The sequence below is a fragment of the Williamsoniiplasma luminosum genome (genome assembly GCF_002803985.1).
Classification (GTDB): domain Bacteria; phylum Bacillota_I; class Bacilli_A; order Mycoplasmatales; family Mycoplasmataceae; genus Williamsoniiplasma; species Williamsoniiplasma luminosum.
This window is the reverse complement of the sequence record NZ_CP024963.1, coordinates 219703-238110: the sequence shown is the minus strand read 5'-3', so window position 1 is coordinate 238110 and position 18408 is coordinate 219703. Positions and strand designations below refer to the sequence as shown.

The window sequence follows — 18408 nt, the reverse complement described above, 5'->3', positions numbered from 1 at the left end:
TTTATTTAATCGGTGATTCTATTTTCTATTAATGTTAAAAAATAGAAAAGAAAATCCAGAAATTGAAATACAAATAATTATTGAAAAGAGCAATCCTTGTCATAAATATTTTAGAAAAACCATTCCATCGGTTGGGGTAATAAATTCAATATTTTCTGGGCTTTGAATCATTGAAGATGAGAACATAAAGATTAATCAAACTATATATTTGATTGGATTAATGTACCCTAAAATATTATAAAATAAATTCTTTTTCATGATCGCAGGATCTAATATCAAATCAGAAACTAGCAAAATATACAAAATTAAAATCACTAAAATGATATCTGCAACAATTCGCTTTTTGATTTTTCCAACAATCAAAGTTCCTAATGATAGAGTCGTGATTGCCAGTAAAATATATCCAAAAAGAAATCCTAAATAGTTAAGTCAATAAACATTTAATTGTTCAAAAAAAGTAGTCAGATTTTTCAATTTAAAAACTAAATCAATGATTCAAATTGCAAAAATAGAAGTAAATAGTGCTTGAAAAACAAAACAAAGATTAACCAAATAAAAAGCTAATAAAAATCCATTATTTGTCAAACCACTCATCCTAATTCTTTTAATTAAAATGGAATCTTTTCAATCTGCTAAAATTGTATTTATTAAAAAAATGGAACTTAAACAGCCAATCGCAATCACCCCACCAATCAAAGGTGGTCTTACCTCTTTGACAAAAAATTGACTAATAATTGCATATGACAAAATGCTTAATAAGATTGGAAATATAATTAAAAATAAATATGTTTCAGGAGTTTTTAAATATGTTTTGAACATTAAAATAAAGGTCCTGATTTGTGTGTCTGTTTTTTTGCCAAACTTATTCCCAATTTTTTGGTTTTTTACTAATTGCATAAATGTAAGTTTCTCCTAAAACTTTGTTGTCGTAGTTTTTATATATTGGTTTAATTCCAATTTTCAAATTGGAATTAAACGGTAAATTTTTAACATAATAAATCTCTTGTGTTGTTTCTCCAAGTCGAATTTTTTTATTATCCGCATCGATTGCATAAATCTCATAGTAATCTAAATTGGTTCTATCACCTTCGAATGTTCACCCGATTCTAGCATTTAATGTGTTTTGTCTTTCGACAACATACTCTGAATTAAATGAGCTAATTCTACCTAACGTTTCAGATAAGATTGGTTGCAATGATTTTGTAATTGAAAATTCACCAAGATTAAAAACAACATTTTGAACATCTTGTTTTGGTGTTAAAACCAAACCGATTTTTGACAGTTTTTGATTATCAGAAATTGGATTGGTAACTTGAGACAAATCCAAACTAACATCTAATCAATTAGAATCGAATTTGTCTTTGGTGATTGAAACATCTGGTTTTTTAAGCTCATAAAATTTTGAAAGATTCTTATATCTTGTTAATCGATCAGTTTCAGTGTGATCTTCAGTGAATGAACCATCAGATAAAACCACACCAATATCAAACATATCTTGTAAATCTTGGATGTGTTGAGAATTATCTAATTTGGTGCTTTGATCAGAAATATTGCCTTGAACTTTAAATGATATTTTCTTATCATTCATTTTGGTTTTATCTAAATTAGCCCCCATTATATTTCAAAGAATTCTTTGATCTTTTTTTGCATCAAAACCAACAACTGAACCATCCATATTAATTTTTTTACCCAATGAAATGGAATTACCCTTTTTATAAGGGTGATAATAGTCATAGAATCCAGAAATTTGGTTTTGAGCAAAATTTTGTAAATCTGAATTATACACCCCACCTTTAAATTGTTTAACATCTCATTTATAAGTTGGTTGAACATCGGCTAATCTTCTGTTTGATCATGGATATTGTTCAATTAAATTTCCTTCAAAATCTTTAAAATAAATTCCATTTCCGGTTGAAAAATTAGTCACTAAATCATCATTCATTTCATTATTAATAATGGTTGATTCTTGTCGACTATTCGCCTCACCTGAAGAGTAAATATAATTGCCATCTTTATCTTTTGAAAAGAATCATTGTCTTTGTTTCAAAGACAATTTATTATTCCCATTTTTTCAATCTTCAACTTTTTGAAATGTTGGCAACACGTCTAGTGTTTTAATGATCGCAGCTCTTTTTGATTCATTGGGTCATTCACCATTCACTCATTGGCTATTTCAACCATTATTACTCATTCCATAATCAGATTTTAATTGACTATTAATTTTTCAATCGTTTGGTTGAAATTGCTCAAGTTCTTCATCACTTTTTGGCGTTCCATCAGCATTTAATCAACTAATTTTTCCTTTTTGTGTTTCGTCATATTGTGGATCAGCTTCTCAAGCATAACCACGCACAAAACGATTTCTACCAGTATATAATAAATCATCACTAATCGCGGCCACTTGTTGGGCATACATATTTTCTTTTCATCAAGGCAAAAGACCTTTGGCTTTTGCCTCTTGATATTCAGATGTTTGTTTCATGATATCCAATGCTTCTTGTCCATAATTTGAACCGCCACCACCTTCGAAAAAAGTTGGTGAAATTAATGGATCACCTCAAAATTTAACTTGATTGTTTTGATTCAAAGCATTAGTTCGATCTGAAGAATTATTAAACTCTTTGCCATCATAATTTCTTGCTTCATTAGTGATTGTTCTTGTATCAAAAATACCTCTCAAACCAACACCACCAACCTCAAGAATTGAGAACACCTTATAAGGATCAAGATGCGGAATAAAATTCATCACATTTTTCATTTCATACGGATCAAAACCAAAAGTTTGTTGATATAAACTCGATACTCTTACCATGTCAGCAGCTTCTTGATAATATGGTCTACCAGCTGTGTTGTATTGTAAATTTAAATTTGCATAATATTCATTTTGTAATTTTTGGACTTTGGGATCTTTAGATTTTTTAATAATCTCATTCATTTGTTTAAAAATGATTTTTAATTCTCGGTAGTCTAAAATGGATCCGTTTGGTAAACCACCATTTGCTTCATTGTTTCAAAACCAACCATCAAGATTCATATAAGCCGCCATATTAATTAAGATTTGCGCAATTAAATAATTTCCACTAGAATCTTTTTTCAAAAAATCTCGAAGGAGTTTTTTTGATAACCCATGATAACCATCAAGGAAAATATTTCCAAAAACTTTAATTCCGTTTTTGTGTGATTCTTCCACTAAATCAGCTGGTGGTAATTTAATTAATCCCTCAAATCAAGAACCACCTCAACCGACCATATAATCTGTATATTGTAAATTTGCAAATGAGGTTTCAAAATTATTTTTAAGACCAATGTTGGTTGTGGCAGGAACTCTGTTTTGGATGTTTGAATCAGACAAATATTTGGACAGAACTTTCGGATTTTGACTTGCTGCTCAAGGAGCAGCGACTCGTTTTGATGTAACCGCATTAGCAATGGTTGCTACATTGTATTTTGCATCCATATCATTTTTTGGATTTCATGTTAAAAATGAATTCAATTCTTGAAATTTAATTGCTCGACTAGTTAAACCAAAATCCAATCCAATGTTACCGTTCGGTTGAAATAATTTTCCGGTTGGAGCCCCAGTTACTGCTTGTTTTTTAATTGAATCAACATATTGATAGCCTGTGTGGAAATTTGTGTAATCAAAAACAGAATCTCAAGCATCAGCATAGATTGTGTTTTGATTCACTACATCATGATTATTTTTTAAGTCAATTGGCTTAATTTTAATATCTGGAGCTCGGTCTCCATTAACCGAGCTCCAATCAAAATCGGGTAATGTTTCAAGATAGCGTCGAATGCTTGTATTACCAATATTGACAACAACAAAATTAGCTGTTATCCCAAAAATCAGCACCGATAATATAAAAATAGGAAATGTTTTTTTCATAATTGCGATTACCTCCAGTTAAATAATTTAAACGATATTGGTGTTGATATCGATAATAGAATTATTGATATCAACGATGGAATTCACATTTTAGGAAATGATGCTTGCCCTGAAACATAATCAATAATTTGGGTCATACCTAAGGGATCAATATTGGCATAAGAATTGATAAACAAAGCGAACCACATAAAGTATCTCCCGGGACTAAAATAACCGATAATGACCATTCATTCTCACTGTGATGACATTTGACTATTAACGATAATGTCTGAAAAAATTAATGTAAAGAGCAAGAAACCAAATAGGGTCAGTCGAATGTAACTATTTTTATTCATCTTAAAAATTACAATTAAGAGAATCGAAAATAGAAACATGGCAAACATCACCAATATAAAAAAAGAAATGATCAATGTGTATGCTGTAAAATTTCCCAAAGAGACATTAACGAAATCAATTATCGGAGATAAAAAAGATTGCAGAACATGAATTCCTAATTTAGTGAGGATAAAAAAAATTAACATGTTGAAGAGAACAGAAATCATAAACAATGGAATAAAAATCAAATAAAGCACGAGAATGAAATGAAATTTCGAAACACCATTGATTTTTATTCTTTTTAAAATGATGCTGTTTTTTCAATTCAATAAAATCGGGATTGTAAAAAAAGCACAAAGCACAATATTTAAAGCTAAAAAATTAATCAACATCGGTGGATAAATATTGGCATCAATCGCCACAGTTCAAATAAAGAGCATGATCAATAATGGAAAAAACGGAAATATTAAAAATAAAATGTACGTTTTAGGGTTCTTGATAATAAAGGAAAAAAACAGAAAAAATGTTTTTTGAAATGAATCTTTCGTGAAAACAAGATCGTGATTAGTGTGTAATTTAAATTTTTTTGCCAGCACAATGTTTCACAATCATCTTTCTAATACTTCCGTGTTTTTTGACAACGTCACTCACATTAGCATCTAAAATAACATTTCCTTGTTCTAGTAAAATGATGCGCTTGCACATAATTTCCACTTCTTCAGGCATGTGGGAAATGATCAATAAGGTTGTTTTATTTTCTTTTTGATACTCTTTAAAATAATCAATTAATTTAATTTGCATTTTTAAATCCAAACTGGTAATTAGCTCATCCAAAATAATAACTTCTGGTTCATTGGAAACTGCTAAAAATGCATTAAATCTTTGTTTTTGACCACCCGATAAATTATTTAAATCAGCTTTGAGAATTGATTGAATTTCAAAAATATCAATAATTTTTTGAATTTTTTCTGATTCGGAATAATTTTTTCCGAAATAAAACTTAATGATATCATTGCCCGTTGTTCCCTTGGGCCACATTCCTTCTTGAAATTGAATTCCTAAATTTGTAAATTTTTCTGGTGTTTTTTCATCAAAAAACACCGTCCCACTTGTTGGATTTTGCAAGCCTGCAATGATTTCAACAAGAGTTGTTTTCCCAGATCCATTACTACCTAAAAACGCAACACTTTCTCCTTGGTGAATTTCAAAACTCACGTTATTTAAGACAACGTTCGTTTTAAATTTTTTTATAACGTTATTTACCTTAATTGTTTTTAGCATGTTATTTACCTTTATATTCTTGTAACGATCCCGAATTGACAAGATCATTATTAATTAAAATTTCATTTAAATTTACGATAATCCCATCAGATGATTTAAGTTCTAAATCCATTGTATTTTTTCTCTCAATTTTAGCTTTTAACATAAAATCATTTTCTTGATCTGATATGTCAAATTTATCTGGTTGAACTAAATCTGGAATAACTTTTTGCATAATCTTGTATGTTAATTGAACTTGCTCTTTATAATTTATGAAATAAAAATTTGATAGCATAAATATTTGATACTCTGGTAAATTTTTAATCTTTTCAATTAATTGTTCTTGATCTAATCCTGATGTTTTTGAAATTATATCTATCAGCTTTTTTTGAAAAATTGTGATGTTTTTTTGCATTTGATCAATTTGATAATCATATTGTTCAAAACGAACTTCTATTTCTAATTTCTTTAAATCAATTTGATCTAAAATTTTTTGAATAACATCGGGAGGTTGTTTTTCAGCTTCCGCTTTAGCCAAATCTTCATTTAATTTTTGTAATTCTTTTGCCTTTTGATTTTGCAATTCTGTTTTTGTTAAACTAGACATTTTCATCGCAAAGTAATCTTTTAAACCTGAGTTTCAAAGATTATCAATTTGGTCATCGTATTCTTCTAAATCAACAATTTCTTTAAAAGTTAAATCAACCAAATTTCTAATATCAGGATTCAAACTAATATCAGACAATGCAATCGGTCCTTCTTTAACTATGTTTCAAATAACATATGCTGAATTATTTGAAGTTAAATTCATCAGTTTGAAAGGAATGAGATTTTCTAAATCTTGACCTTGAATTTCATATGTGGATTGATCTTTTGTTATTCGATATAAATTAGCATTTGCCAACATTTCTCTCAAAACATAAACTAAATAATATTGAAAATCATCTTTTTTAGCAATGCATAAACTGATGTAATCATTCATCGAATTTCCTTCCATATCTTTATTTTCTTTAGCGATGTCATATGCAAGGTTTTGGACATTTTCAAAATATTTAGTTTTATTATTTATCGCATCAACTCGAAGCATTTCTCAACCCGTTTTGGTCGTTGGTTCTTTAAAATTCGCCACTGACCACAACGAGTTAGAAGACGAATTATAATTAAAACCAGTTACAATTGTTATTATAGGAACAGAGACTAAAGCAGTACTTAGAATTGACAAAATTATTATTTTTGTCTTTTTCATAATGTAAAGTATATACGCATAAAATTTAATTAAAATAGAAAAAGTAAATTTACGAAAAAAATATTTCTTAACCTAAAATGGACAAAAAAATCAAGAAGAAATTCTTGATTTTAATTATATTTGTTCATGATATTGATGAATGTTTCACCCTTAATTCAATCTTGTAAAAACAAGATTGAATTATTAATTTTTTCATCTAATAATTCAATTTCTTTTTTAGAAAAATTACCCAAAACTCAATCAACCATCGTTTTGGAATTGTTTGGTGCGCCAATTCCTAATCTTCAGCGTTTAAAATCTTCGCCATTCAAATATTGAATGGCACTTTTGATCCCGTTATGACCAGCAGCTGACCCAGATGTCTTAAATTGATTTTTACCAATCGGAAAATCTTTTTCGTCATGGATGATTATTAAATCACTTTTATTAATTTTATAATAATCCAAGATTTGGCGAATACTCATGCCTGAATTATTCATGTATGTTAGTGGTTTAACAAATAGAACTTTTTCATTATTTATTTGAGAGAAGTAAATAGTTGCATTAAATTCTTCTTTTTCTTTTGAAAATCCGTATTTTTCTAAAAGCATATCAATCGCAAAAAAACCTGCGTTATGTCTTGTTTTTTGATATTCTTTTCCCGGATTCCCCAGACCAACAATTAGTTTCATTATTTATTGGTTTTAGTATATTCTTCAATGTATTTTGCTAATTTGCAACGAGCATTATTATAAACATCTGTTAATGAATGGTTTTGAACAGAAGCTTCAATCATATCAGCCAATAGATGGGCAATTGAAATGATTTTTAAACCTTCAAATTGTTTTTCTTTTGGAATTTCAATTGTGTTTGTTACAACCACTCTTTTAATAATCTTGTTTGTGATTGCTTCGTTCATTTTTTCAACAGCTGCTCCATTGAACAGACCATGACAAGCAAAAATATAAACATCTTTGGCACCATTATCTTTCAATGCTTTAGCAGCATTGATAATTGTCCCACCAGTATCAATCATGTCATCAATAATAAAACAAGTTTTCCCCGCAATATCACCAAGAACAAATTCAACTTCAGCCATGTTTGGTCCGGGTCTTCTTTTGGCAATAACTGCAATCCCATCAGTCATTAATCCAGTGTATGAATCAACGTTGTGAACACGAGTTAATCCACCATAATCTGGAGACACTAAAATACAATTTTTATGGTCTAATTTTTCATTAATAATTGTGTTGACAATTTCAGTTGCCAAACTTTCTGAAGTTTGGAAATTTTCCATTGGGATATCAAAGAATCCCATGATTTGTTGTGAGTGAATATCAATTGTGATGACTTTATGAGCTCCAGCTTTTGTTAATAAATCTGCCACTAATTTAGCAGTGATTGGTTGTCTTCCTTTAGCTTTTCGATCTTGACGAGCATATCCATAATAAGGAATTACAACATTGATTTTGGCAGCATTTCCTCTTTTAAAAGCATCAATTGCAATTAATAATTCCATCAAGTTTTCGCTCACTGGTTGGTTTGTTGATTGGATGATGTAGATTTCTCTTCCTCGAACGCTATCAAGTGATTGGATTAAAATTTCTCCATCAGCAAATTTGGTTGTTTGCACTCGTTTTTGTTTGATGTTTAAAATCTCACACACTTCATTAGTTAATTTTTGGCTGGCTGATAGTCCAAAAATATTTATATCTAGTGGTTGTTTATTTGGCATTATTATTTTTTCCTCTTCTTTAAAATTTAATTTATTCATATATTTATAATATTACTTTTGTCTAAAAAATAAAATCTAAAAAATGCTATTTATGAATAGTTTTTCAGAAATTTGATTTCTGAAAAACTAAATTTCACACATTTTTAGAAAAAAATAATTGGTTTTCTAGCCAATATACCGAATATAAACAAGCTATTCCAACTTTTATATTGAGATATCGGGTTTTTTGTGTATAATTTAAAGGTTATTTTGGAGGGTTTATGAGTATTGTTCACATAAAAGATTTATCGCATCAAAACGGTGAAAAGTTTTTATATCAAGATGTAAATATTAGAATTAATAAAGGCGAACATGTAGCGCTTGTTGGCCCAAACGGAACTGGAAAAACCACTTTATTTGATTTGATTGCTGGAAAAAATGTACCTGATAAAGGTGAAATTGAACTTCATCCACGTGCAAAAATGGGTTATTTGGATCAACATCATGATGTTGATATGCAAATTTTAGTTAATGATTATTTAAAAGATACATTCAAACATTTATATGAAATTGAAGCACAAATTCATAAAATTTATGAAGACATGGCAATTGAATATAAAGAAGAAGATTTGGTTAAAGCGCTTGCGATGCAAGAAGAATTAAATCACAAAGGTTTTGATACAATTGAAAAAACAATTGGAAATTTAGTTTCTGGTTTAGGAATTAGTATTGAGAATTTAGACAAAAAGCTTGGTGAATTAAGTGGTGGGCAACGTGGTAAGGTGATGCTTGCAAAGTTGCTTTTGAAAAATGATGATTTCATTTTATTGGATGAACCAACCAACTTTTTAGACATTGATCAAGTTGAATGATTAGCTAAATTTTTACAAGCTTATGAACATGCATTTTTGATGATTTCTCATGATACTGAATTCATTAACAAAACCGTTTCAATCATTTATGCAATTGAAAACAAAGAGATTAATCGCTATGTTGGAAACTATGATAAATTTTTAGAACTTTCTGCTCAAAGAGCAGAACAATATGATGCTGCCAGAAACTCGCAACAACAACAAATTGCTAAATTGAAAGATTATGTTGCTCGTAATGCGGCACGTGCTTCAACAGCTCGTAGTGCTCAATCACGACAAAAACAATTAGCTAAAATTGATGTGATGGAAGAACGTCGTGATTTAGTTAAACCAAAGATGAGTTTCAAGTATAAACGACCTTCTTCAGCAATTATTGTGAAGGCTGAAAATTTAGAAATCGGATATGATTTCCCTTTAACAAATCCTCTAACTTTTGAATTAAGAGAAGGACAAAAATGTATCGTTCGTGGGTACAACGGAATTGGAAAAACAACTTTTTTAAATACTGTTGCTCATACTTTAAAACCACTAACAGGAAAATTAATGGTTGGAAGTGGTGTTGATATCGCTTATTTCCATCAACAAGAAAAATTTGAAGATCTAACACCAATTGCCTATTTAATGGGACTTTACCCAAAAATGCTTGAAGGTGAAGTTCGTGGAACCATCTCAAGATTTGGTGTTAAATCCGAATTGATGTTAAACCCAATGAGTATGCTTTCTGGGGGAGAACAAACTAAAGTTAGATTAGCTGCTTTAAGTTTAGAACCTGCAAGTTTATTGATTTTAGATGAGCCAACTAACCACATTGACGTCTTAGCAAAAGAAGCTTTATTAGAAGCAATTCAGGCATTTCCAGGAACTGTCTTATTGACTACTCATGATATTAATTTTGAAACACAATGAGCTGATAAAGTCTTAAACTTTGAAGACTTGATTGAATAATAAAACACTTTATAAAAAACAAACCCCATTTAACTGGGGTTTGTTTTTTGAAATTTTTAGATCTAATTGGTTGTTTCTAGAAAAACACGTCACGAGCTTTTGCTTTAGTTTCAACTGAAGCTGTGAACGGAATTCTAGTTGTGTATCCCGCTTTTGCAGCAACAATCATTTTAGTTGGTCACACTTGAATATCTTGATTTCAACGAGATACATAATCGTTGTAATTAGTACGCGCTGCCGTGATTTCTCTTTGTAAATAATCATTTTTTTGCATCGCATCACGCAAAGTTGAGTGTGCTTTTAAATCTGGATATGACTCAAAAGCGATGTTAATTTTTTTACTTACTTGTTCAATTTCGCTTGAAATTTCATTTCTCAAATTATCATCCCCAGCTTTTCCTGAACGATATTTTGCAATTGTGATCATTGTGCTTTTATCTAAATCGATTGCTTTATTCACAATTGCAGAAGCATTTTGTAATACTTGAACACGTTGTTCCAAATAGTTATCAACTTCTGATGCTGATCCTTGAATTTTTTGTTCCAAGCGTCTTAGATAGTTACTAGCGCTGTTTTTCATGATTCAAAATATCAAACCCGGAATAATTAATAAACATCATAAAACAATTTCAAAAGTTCTAGAACCTTGTCCCACTTCAATTGGAATTTGTTTGTGAATAACGTTGATATCCACACCTTCTGGTTGGGTTGGACCTTGTAGTTCATCTAATTTATTTGCCATAAATTTTTCTCCTTATTGCTTTCTTGATTATATCATTCTAAAGACTATTTCTAAAAATGTCATCTAGTGATTTTGGTTCTAAATCTTGTTGTTTTTCACCAACTATAAAGGCGACTAAATTTTTATAAAATAGTAAATTATTGTTAGATAAATGGTAGCCTTCAAAGTATTTTTTTCAATCATTATTTTGCTCCATATTGGTCAAAAATTTTGGGCGAGTATAATCACTTAATGTTTTCACCATAACTGGTGTTTCTTTTTTAACTGGTAAGTATTCAACTCAAGGCACAGGAACAGCATGACTTGAACCATTGCTATCCATCATTCAAACATAATCAATGCGCTCAATTCCCTGAAAACCACTTGCTTTGATTGACAACTTTTCATATCCTTTTTCTCGTTCTAAAACTTCAGCTTTTAAAATATTTTCAGTAATCGATAGTGGATGTTTTAGGTTGTCTAAACCTAAACTATAAGCAATTGATTCATGTTCTCATGGACTAATTGGTGCATCATAATCAAAGCCATAAATATGGTCTGATGACTTATAGTCTTGGTATAATGGGATTGCTAAAATTGGGGCCATTGCAAAATAGAAATGTTTAAAATATTCATTGTTATAATTTGTAAAAAGTTCCTTTGTTTGATCAATTTCATAAGTAATATATTTTTTAGGATTAGTATTCATATCCATGCGTTGTAAATGTTCGGGGGTGATTATATTCAACATCCTATCTTTAAAGAAGTAGAAATCATCACCATATCCGACAGTTTGATCTAATAAAATTTCTTTCATTGCCTCTTGAGCTAATGCAGGAAACATCAATCTGAATTCTTGTTCATCATTACGATCGATCGCGTGAAATAAAGCTTCAAATTCGGTATTGTTCATAACATTAAAATCATCACCTTGTTTGATTGCTTTGCGACTCATTTTTTCTAGTTTTTTAACTTTTCGATCAATTGCTTTTTCGTATCGTTTACCTTCTCCAAGATTTGATACAGCTTGCGGTTTGCGTGAAAATTGTAAATTTGGAATTGCTTCATTCCCATAAATTATTGATTCATCTAATTCATAATCTGGAAAAAATTTAGTCACTCATGCGGTCAATGTTTCTGAATGTACTATTGTGTGGGTTTTACCATCACTATCGGTTTCTTCTTCTGTTCACGAAACAACAATTGAACCTGAATAATCTTTTTGTGAAGGAAAATATTTTAAATTTTTAGCCAAGACAAAAGGATTTCCTTCAATTTCACCACTCTGGACAAAAAGTGAAGTTTCATTTTTAGTCTTATCTTCTAAGTTGTATTTATTAATCAACTCATCATAACGTTGGAAATTAAAATATGGATCCATTTTAACAATCGGAATTGTTTTTTCAACTAGACGAGCAGGGATGGTTCAATCAAATAAATTATTAAGATCTTTTGTTTGATTCCATGCAGTTTCAGTAAGTTTATCAATCTTTTTATTTACTGCATTTAAATCACCTTTGATTGTTTCGATTTTTTTATTTACTTTAGTGACAATTAATCAAATAAAAAGTGCCGCCCCAGCAACCGCAAGAATCATTCCGATAATCAAAAGTGCCAAACCAAGTTGAGAAAAACTTCAACTACTTTGAGAAAAAACTTGATAAAGAATAAAGATAATTGGAGCAAGAATAAATAACACAGTCAGAAATATCAAAAACGCTCTTAAGAGCTTTTGTTTTTTCAATGATGACATCAGATATTTCGATTGTGCTTCATCAACTCTCAGTTTTTTAATCGTGCTTCTATTAGCTTCTCAATCAACTTTAGACTCTTCAATTAGAGCATCGAAAAGTTGATCAACATTTTCTTCATGTTTAAGTTTTAAATTAGTTTTATATTCACTCAAAGGTTTGTAAATAATATTTTTTTCCATATTTTTCTTTTCCTGTTCTATCTTAATTTTATCAAAAAAGAGGTTCCTAATTATCGCGTTCGGTTTAAGTCTAAGCAAACTAAAGCCTCATCGAACGATTCGATGAGGCTTAAAATTATTTATTTTTTAACATTGAAAAAAGTGGTTGCATTGTTTCGGGTGGCAGAAATCAATTCTTGTTCATTCATGTTTTTTAACTTGGCTATCGCTTTGGTTACTAGTGGTAAAAGTTTTGGATAATTGACCTTTTTATCATATGGTTTTGGGGTTTGATATGGAGAATCAGATTCGATCATTAAATTTTTTATTGGGATATCTTGAACAACTTTAGCTAACTCACGATTTCTTGTGACTTGCCCATTAATTGACATGTAATAACCTAATTCAACAAGTTGGTCAACTTGTTTTTTGGTTCCGGCAAAATCATGAATAACAACATCTTTGCAATCCAAACTTTTAAAAATTTCAATTGCATCATCAAAAGCTTTGGTTGATCCTGCAACATCTTTAATGTGCGCCATAATTGGCAAATTATGTTTTTGAGCAATTTGGATTTGAATTTTTAATGCATCTTTTTGAATTTGGATATATTGCTTACTTCTGAAATAATCCAATCCAATTTCCCCAATTGCCACAACCTTATTCGCGTTTGCTAAAACATCCAGTTGTTCGTATGCTTCTTGTGAAAATAAATGCACATCGTTTGGATGAATCCCCACAATTGCATAAACGTTTGCATGTTTTTCAGCTTGAATCACTGCTATTTTTGAGGATTTGATATCAAATCCTACATTATTTATTAAATCAACATTTGCTTGTAACGCATCTCTTACAATATCACTTGAAGAAGTATCTAATTCCAAATATAAATTATCGTTCAAGTGAGCATGCACATCATATATTCCCATATTAATTACCACTCATTCTATTTTAATTATTACACTTTTCGAGATAATAAAAAAGGAAAGATTGTCTTAGCAAAAAAAACTTATGAGATTTTCAACAAATTATTTTTCTTTTGGAATGTTAAAAGCTGAAAATGCATTTTCAGTTGTTTGCTGAATGACAAAATCTTTATCAAGATTTTTCAATTCAGCAATTTTTTCAACTGTGTACACAATCATTTCAGGTTTATTGATCATTTGCCCTCTGAATGGGTGGGGGGTTAAATAAGGCGCATCAGTTTCGACTAAAAGGTTTTGCATTGGAATTCAAGCCGCTGCTTCTTGTAATTCTTTGGCATTTTTAAAAGTCACAGCTCCACCAATATTAATATAAAAACCTAAATCAACTAACTTTTGCGCATATGCTTTATTTGCTGAAAAACAATGCACAATTACATTTGGTTTGTTTGGATATTGATTCAAAATTTCGATCACATCATCATATGCATCAAAAACATTTTTATGGTCTCTAATGTGTAACATGATGGTCAGGTTGTGTTTGATAGCAATTTCAATTTGTTTTTTGAACATCTCTTTTTGAATTTCCATATCCTTTTTAGTGTAAAAATAATCTAATCCAATTTCTCCAATTGCTACAACTTTTGGTGAGTTTAACAATGCTTCTAGTTTGCTTAAATCTTCAGATGTGTGTTCAATCGCCACATTTGGATGAATCCCAACAGCCACAAACACATTCTCGTGTTCATTTGCTTGTTTAATTGCCAACATTGATGATGCTAAATCAAATGAACAATTCAAAAAATAACCAACTCCTTTTTGATTTGCTGTTTTGATCATTTCACTTGTTGAAATGCCCATTTCTTGATATGTTTCATCATTAAAATGCGTATGTGCATCAAATATTAATTTATTATTCATATTTATATTCTAATCAAAAAAATAATTATTACTAACTTTCTTCAAACAATCTCAATGAATTGTGAACTTTGCTCTATAATAGAAATGTAATTATAAAGGACACATAATTTAAGTGTTTCATCTTGATTTTTTTGGTTTAATTTAAACAAAAAAATCAAGATGAAAAGGTGTGTTTTAAAATGGAGGACAAAAAATGAAAGCATTTGATTATGAAGATATACAACTAATTCCTGAGATGTGTATTGTGAAATCAAGAGGTGAATGCGACACCTCAATTAAATTAGGAAAACATAAATTCAAAATGCCTGTGGTTCCGGCTAATATGGCAACTGTGGTGAATGAAGAGCTATGCGAAAAACTAGCCGAACAAAATTATTTTTACGTGATGCATCGATTCAATGTTGATACTCTTCAATTTGTCAAAAAGATGAAAGCTAAAAACTTAATTGTTTCAATTTCTGTTGGGGTTAAAAAACCAGATTATGAAATCATTCATGAATTGAAAGAACAAAATTTAATTCCAGATTACATTACAATCGATATCGCCCACGGGCATTCGTTAGCAGTAAGAGATATGATTAAACATATTCGCAAGCAAATGGGGACCAAAACTTTTATTATTGCTGGAAATGTTGGAACACCATCAGCTGTCAGAGATTTAGAATATTGAGGAGCTGACGCCACAAAAGTTGGAATTGGTCCAGGAAAAGTATGTATCACTAAATTAAAAACTGGTTTTGGAACTGGTGGATGACAATTATCAGCAGTTAATTGATGTAGCAAAGCAGCAACCAAACCAATTATTGCTGATGGAGGATTAAGGGTTAATGGGGATGTGGCCAAATCAATTAGATTTGGGGCATCAATCGTCATGATCGGTTCTTTATTTGCAGCTCATGCAGAATCACCTGGAAATACAGTTGAAATTGATGGTGAATTGTATAAAGAATATTTTGGTAGCGCTAGTGAATTTAACAAAGGTGAGAAACGATATGTTGAAGGTCGAAAAGACGTGATCAAAATTCGTGGATCAATTTTTGAAACTTTAACCGAGATGGAACAAGACTTACAATCTTCAATTTCTTATTCTGGTGGAAATAAATTAATGGACATTAGAAAAGTGGATTACGTTGTTTTGAAAGATTCTAATTTTTAATAAACTTGAAAAAGCGGCAGTATCTCTGCTGCTTTTTCATTCTTCAAATTTCGTCTTTGTTCAAATTCTATTTTTGATTTTCTTCCTTTGGAAACAAGTCTGCATATTGTTGTACAGTCCGAGAAAATTCTATATAAAATTTGATTTGTTCAACAATGTCCATACTTTCAAGAATGAGTCCAAATTCTTCTAGGGTGGTTGAATTTTCTCGATCTAGTCCTCCTTTTTTCGAATCAAATATAAAAATTACCTCGTTTTTCATAATCTCCTTTTTAAAATTAATTAATTTTGTGAAGCTAATTGGTTAATGCTTCTCATATAGGATTAGAAATAAAAACTAAAAAATAACCTTAAAAAGCAAAAAACATAGAAAAAGTGAATAACTTTTCACTTTTTCTATGTTTTACGTCGTTGGCTTAAAATGTAAATTTAATTCTGTGCTTGTTGGCTTTTTTCTTAAACTTTAAGATTATTGGTGGTTTTAATTCACTTGTATTTAAGACATGCGTCCCTACACAGTAATCGAATGACACGTTTTCTCATGTCACAGCTCTTTTATCAGGTTTGTTATCTTCAAGATAAATTCGGCTCGGAATAGCCAACGCTATGTCTTGTTTAACTTTTTCAATAGCTTGGTCCAAAATTTCTTGAGTAATAAATTGTTCATCAATTGTTACCATTTCAATTGTTGAATCTTCATGAGTTATCAATTCGTAAGTTTGATCACATTTGCTGTTTAAAATGTTTTCAATTTCACCTCAATACACATGGGTTAATGAGTGAAGAATTGAAATTCTCTTTCGCATTTCTTTGTCCACAATCAATTCCAAAACTTCCCCAACTTGATAAGCTTTTTTAGAATTTACAACATGAAGATAAAAACCATCTCAGTCTCGAACATCAAGAACTTCTGCTCCATCAATTGTTCCAAGATCGGCCACTTGTCCTCCCCCACGTGCGAAAAATGGTGTCTTATCAAAGACTAAAACACATCCTTCTTCAACTTCTTTATAAAAAAGAAGTTGAGCTTTTTCTTGTAGTGAATCATATCCTGTAAAGATAGTTACAGGTTGCTGAATTTCACTTGTTTTAATTTCATCCATTCACATATTTTATTTCCCCAAACAATACTTTCTAAAGATGTTATCTAAAATTTCATCTTCCATTTGCTCCCCGGTTAATTCACCAAGTAGTCCTCAAACATCATATAAATCAACATTGATAATATCAACAGGTAAGTAATTATTAATGTTATTTAAAGCTGTTTCTAACTTCGTTTTAATTTGTTCAATCAAATTAATTTGATTGATGTTGATCAAGATCAACTCATTTGATTGGAGTAGTTGATCACTATCATATTTAGTTTTGATTTTGTTGATTAAACCGCCAATATCATCATTTAAAGCGCTTGTGAAAACAGCTTCAGGATATTTGATAAGCAATTCCTTTTGTTCTACATCACTCAGTTCATCTGCTTTATTAATGATTAAAATGTGGTTTTTATTTTCTAATAATTTGAATATTTGCACATTTTCTAAATCATCCATTTGCTTTGCATTAACAACAAAGAAAACAAATTCAGCTTGGTTAATATAGTCCTTTGATTTTTGAATTCCAATCAATTCAACTACATCTTTTGTTTCTCTAATCCCGGCTGTATCAATCAAATTGATCGTTACACCATTTAGATTAATTTGTCCTTCAACAACATCTCTGGTTGTTCCGTGAATATCGGTGACTATCGCTTTATCTTCATTGATCAATGCATTTAAAAGTGATGATTTACCAACGTTGGTTTTACCAACGATTGCGGTTTTAATTCCCTCAATTGATTTGCTTGCCATTTGTGATCTGATTAATAAATTTGTAACTTTGTGATTAACTTTTTCCAAAGCTTCAATAAGTTCCTGATTGCTTGAACCTTCAATATCATCATACTCAGGATAGTCAATTAAAACTTGAATTCTTGAGATGATATCCATTACATCATTTTTTAAACTTAAAATCGCTTTATTGTGTGAACCACTCATGTTGTCAACACCGATTTTTAAAGCTAAATCATTTGATGCATGAATTAAGTCATTGATTCCTTCAGCTTGAATTAAATTGATTTTATTATTCAAAAAAGATCTTTGACTAAATTCACCTTTCAACGCCATTCTAGCACCGTTGTTTAAAATCAATTTAATAATTCGATTGGTGTTAAGCACTCCTCCGTGACAAGCGATTTCAACAACATTTTCACCTGTAAATGATTCTGGTGCAAAATATGCGTTGACCACAACTTCATCAACTAAATTTTGTTGATCATAAATCTTTCTAACATAAATACCTTTTTTATGTGGTACATTTTTGGGAGATATTCGATTAAATATTTTTAATGCATCATCTCCAGAAATTCTAATTAAAGCAATCGCTTGGGTTGCGATGGTGGTTGCTGGAGCAACAATTGTATCTGTTATATTAATTTGCATAATACCCCCTTTACTAAGTAATATTATAAGTTTTATTAATTATAAACACACAAACAATTTTAATTTGTAATTTTGTTAGGA

General features: G+C 30.2%; 16 protein-coding genes. 3 read left to right on the top strand and 13 right to left on the bottom strand.

Annotated elements, in window-relative coordinates; translation table 4 throughout:
• Window positions 1-18: 18 nt before the first annotated feature.
• Both ELUMI_RS01040 and ELUMI_RS01035 read right to left on the bottom strand, forming a co-directional pair.
• On the bottom strand, window positions 19-897 hold the full coding sequence (locus tag ELUMI_RS01040) for a hypothetical protein (protein WP_025734266.1): 879 nt from the start codon (window positions 895-897) through the stop codon (window positions 19-21).
• Entirely contained in the window at window positions 863-3889 is a 3027-nt protein-coding gene (locus ELUMI_RS01035) for an endo-beta-N-acetylglucosaminidase (protein WP_025734267.1), read from the bottom strand. The genes ELUMI_RS01040 and ELUMI_RS01035 overlap by 35 nt, the downstream gene beginning before the upstream one ends.
• A 372-nt stretch (window positions 3890-4261) precedes the next feature.
• Here ELUMI_RS01035 and ELUMI_RS04590 point away from each other — a divergent pair, with 372 nt between their 5' ends.
• Window positions 4262-4456, top strand: a complete 195-nt coding sequence (locus ELUMI_RS04590) for a hypothetical protein (RefSeq protein ID WP_025734268.1) — start codon at window positions 4262-4264, stop codon at window positions 4454-4456.
• A 324-nt stretch (window positions 4457-4780) separates the two neighbouring features.
• Here the strand turns inward: ELUMI_RS04590 and ELUMI_RS01025 are convergent, their stop codons facing one another.
• The 4 genes from ELUMI_RS01025 to ELUMI_RS01010 form a co-directional block, all read right to left on the bottom strand.
• Complete coding sequence (locus tag ELUMI_RS01025; RefSeq protein WP_025734269.1) at window positions 4781-5485, bottom strand: ATP-binding cassette domain-containing protein; 705 nt, start codon at window positions 5483-5485, stop codon at window positions 4781-4783.
• A gap of 1 nt (window position 5486) precedes the next feature.
• The gene (locus ELUMI_RS01020) at window positions 5487-6686 is read right to left on the bottom strand and encodes a hypothetical protein (RefSeq protein WP_156921420.1); all 1200 of its coding nucleotides are present in this window, start codon (window positions 6684-6686) and stop codon (window positions 5487-5489) included.
• 134 nt (window positions 6687-6820) lie between these two features.
• Window positions 6821-7381: an aminoacyl-tRNA hydrolase gene (gene pth / locus ELUMI_RS01015; protein ID WP_025734271.1), complete on the bottom strand. Its 561-nt coding sequence runs from the start codon at window positions 7379-7381 to the stop codon at window positions 6821-6823.
• A complete protein-coding gene (locus ELUMI_RS01010) occupies window positions 7381-8463 on the bottom strand; it encodes a ribose-phosphate diphosphokinase (protein WP_232695341.1) in 1083 nt (360 codons plus the stop codon). Before ELUMI_RS01010 ends, pth begins: the two co-directional genes overlap by 1 nt.
• A 221-nt stretch (window positions 8464-8684) precedes the next feature.
• Between ELUMI_RS01010 and ELUMI_RS01005 the strand changes: the two genes are divergently transcribed.
• Entirely contained in the window at window positions 8685-10220 is a 1536-nt protein-coding gene (locus ELUMI_RS01005) for an ABC-F family ATP-binding cassette domain-containing protein (protein ID WP_025734273.1), read from the top strand.
• Window positions 10221-10296: 76 nt separating this feature from the next.
• Here ELUMI_RS01005 and ELUMI_RS01000 read toward each other — a convergent pair whose 3' ends face one another.
• The 4 genes from ELUMI_RS01000 to ELUMI_RS00985 all read right to left on the bottom strand — a co-directional run bounded on the left by ELUMI_RS01000 (window position 10297) and on the right by ELUMI_RS00985 (window position 14697).
• Window positions 10297-10962, bottom strand: coding sequence for a LemA family protein (locus ELUMI_RS01000; protein WP_025734274.1), 666 nt, complete (start codon window positions 10960-10962; stop codon window positions 10297-10299).
• 37 nt (window positions 10963-10999) lie between these two features.
• On the bottom strand, window positions 11000-12874 hold the full coding sequence (locus ELUMI_RS00995) for an MAG1210 family protein (protein ID WP_025734275.1): 1875 nt from the start codon (window positions 12872-12874) through the stop codon (window positions 11000-11002).
• A 119-nt stretch (window positions 12875-12993) separates the two neighbouring features.
• Window positions 12994-13782 carry a TatD family hydrolase gene (locus ELUMI_RS00990; protein ID WP_035018812.1) on the bottom strand — a complete coding sequence of 263 codons (789 nt, stop codon included), beginning with the start codon at window positions 13780-13782 and terminating at the stop codon, window positions 12994-12996.
• A gap of 99 nt (window positions 13783-13881) precedes the next feature.
• Window positions 13882-14697: a TatD family hydrolase gene (locus ELUMI_RS00985; protein ID WP_025734277.1), complete on the bottom strand. Its 816-nt coding sequence runs from the start codon at window positions 14695-14697 to the stop codon at window positions 13882-13884.
• Window positions 14698-14890: 193 nt separating this feature from the next.
• Here ELUMI_RS00985 and ELUMI_RS00980 point away from each other — a divergent pair, with 193 nt between their 5' ends.
• Window positions 14891-15853 carry a GMP reductase gene (locus tag ELUMI_RS00980; protein ID WP_025734278.1) on the top strand — a complete coding sequence of 321 codons (963 nt, stop codon included), beginning with the start codon at window positions 14891-14893 and terminating at the stop codon, window positions 15851-15853.
• 67 nt (window positions 15854-15920) lie between these two features.
• On the opposite strand, the gene ELUMI_RS00975 is transcribed toward ELUMI_RS00980, so the two are convergent.
• The 3 genes from ELUMI_RS00975 to mnmE form a co-directional block, all read right to left on the bottom strand.
• Window positions 15921-16115, bottom strand: a complete 195-nt coding sequence (locus tag ELUMI_RS00975) for a hypothetical protein (RefSeq protein ID WP_025734279.1) — start codon at window positions 16113-16115, stop codon at window positions 15921-15923.
• A gap of 154 nt (window positions 16116-16269) precedes the next feature.
• Window positions 16270-16956 (bottom strand): alanine--tRNA ligase-related protein, encoded by a 687-nt coding sequence (locus ELUMI_RS00970; protein WP_157843903.1) that lies wholly within the window; start codon window positions 16954-16956, stop codon window positions 16270-16272.
• A gap of 9 nt (window positions 16957-16965) precedes the next feature.
• Entirely contained in the window at window positions 16966-18321 is a 1356-nt protein-coding gene (mnmE, locus tag ELUMI_RS00965) for a tRNA uridine-5-carboxymethylaminomethyl(34) synthesis GTPase MnmE (RefSeq protein WP_025734281.1), read from the bottom strand.
• Window positions 18322-18408: the final 87 nt, after the last annotated feature.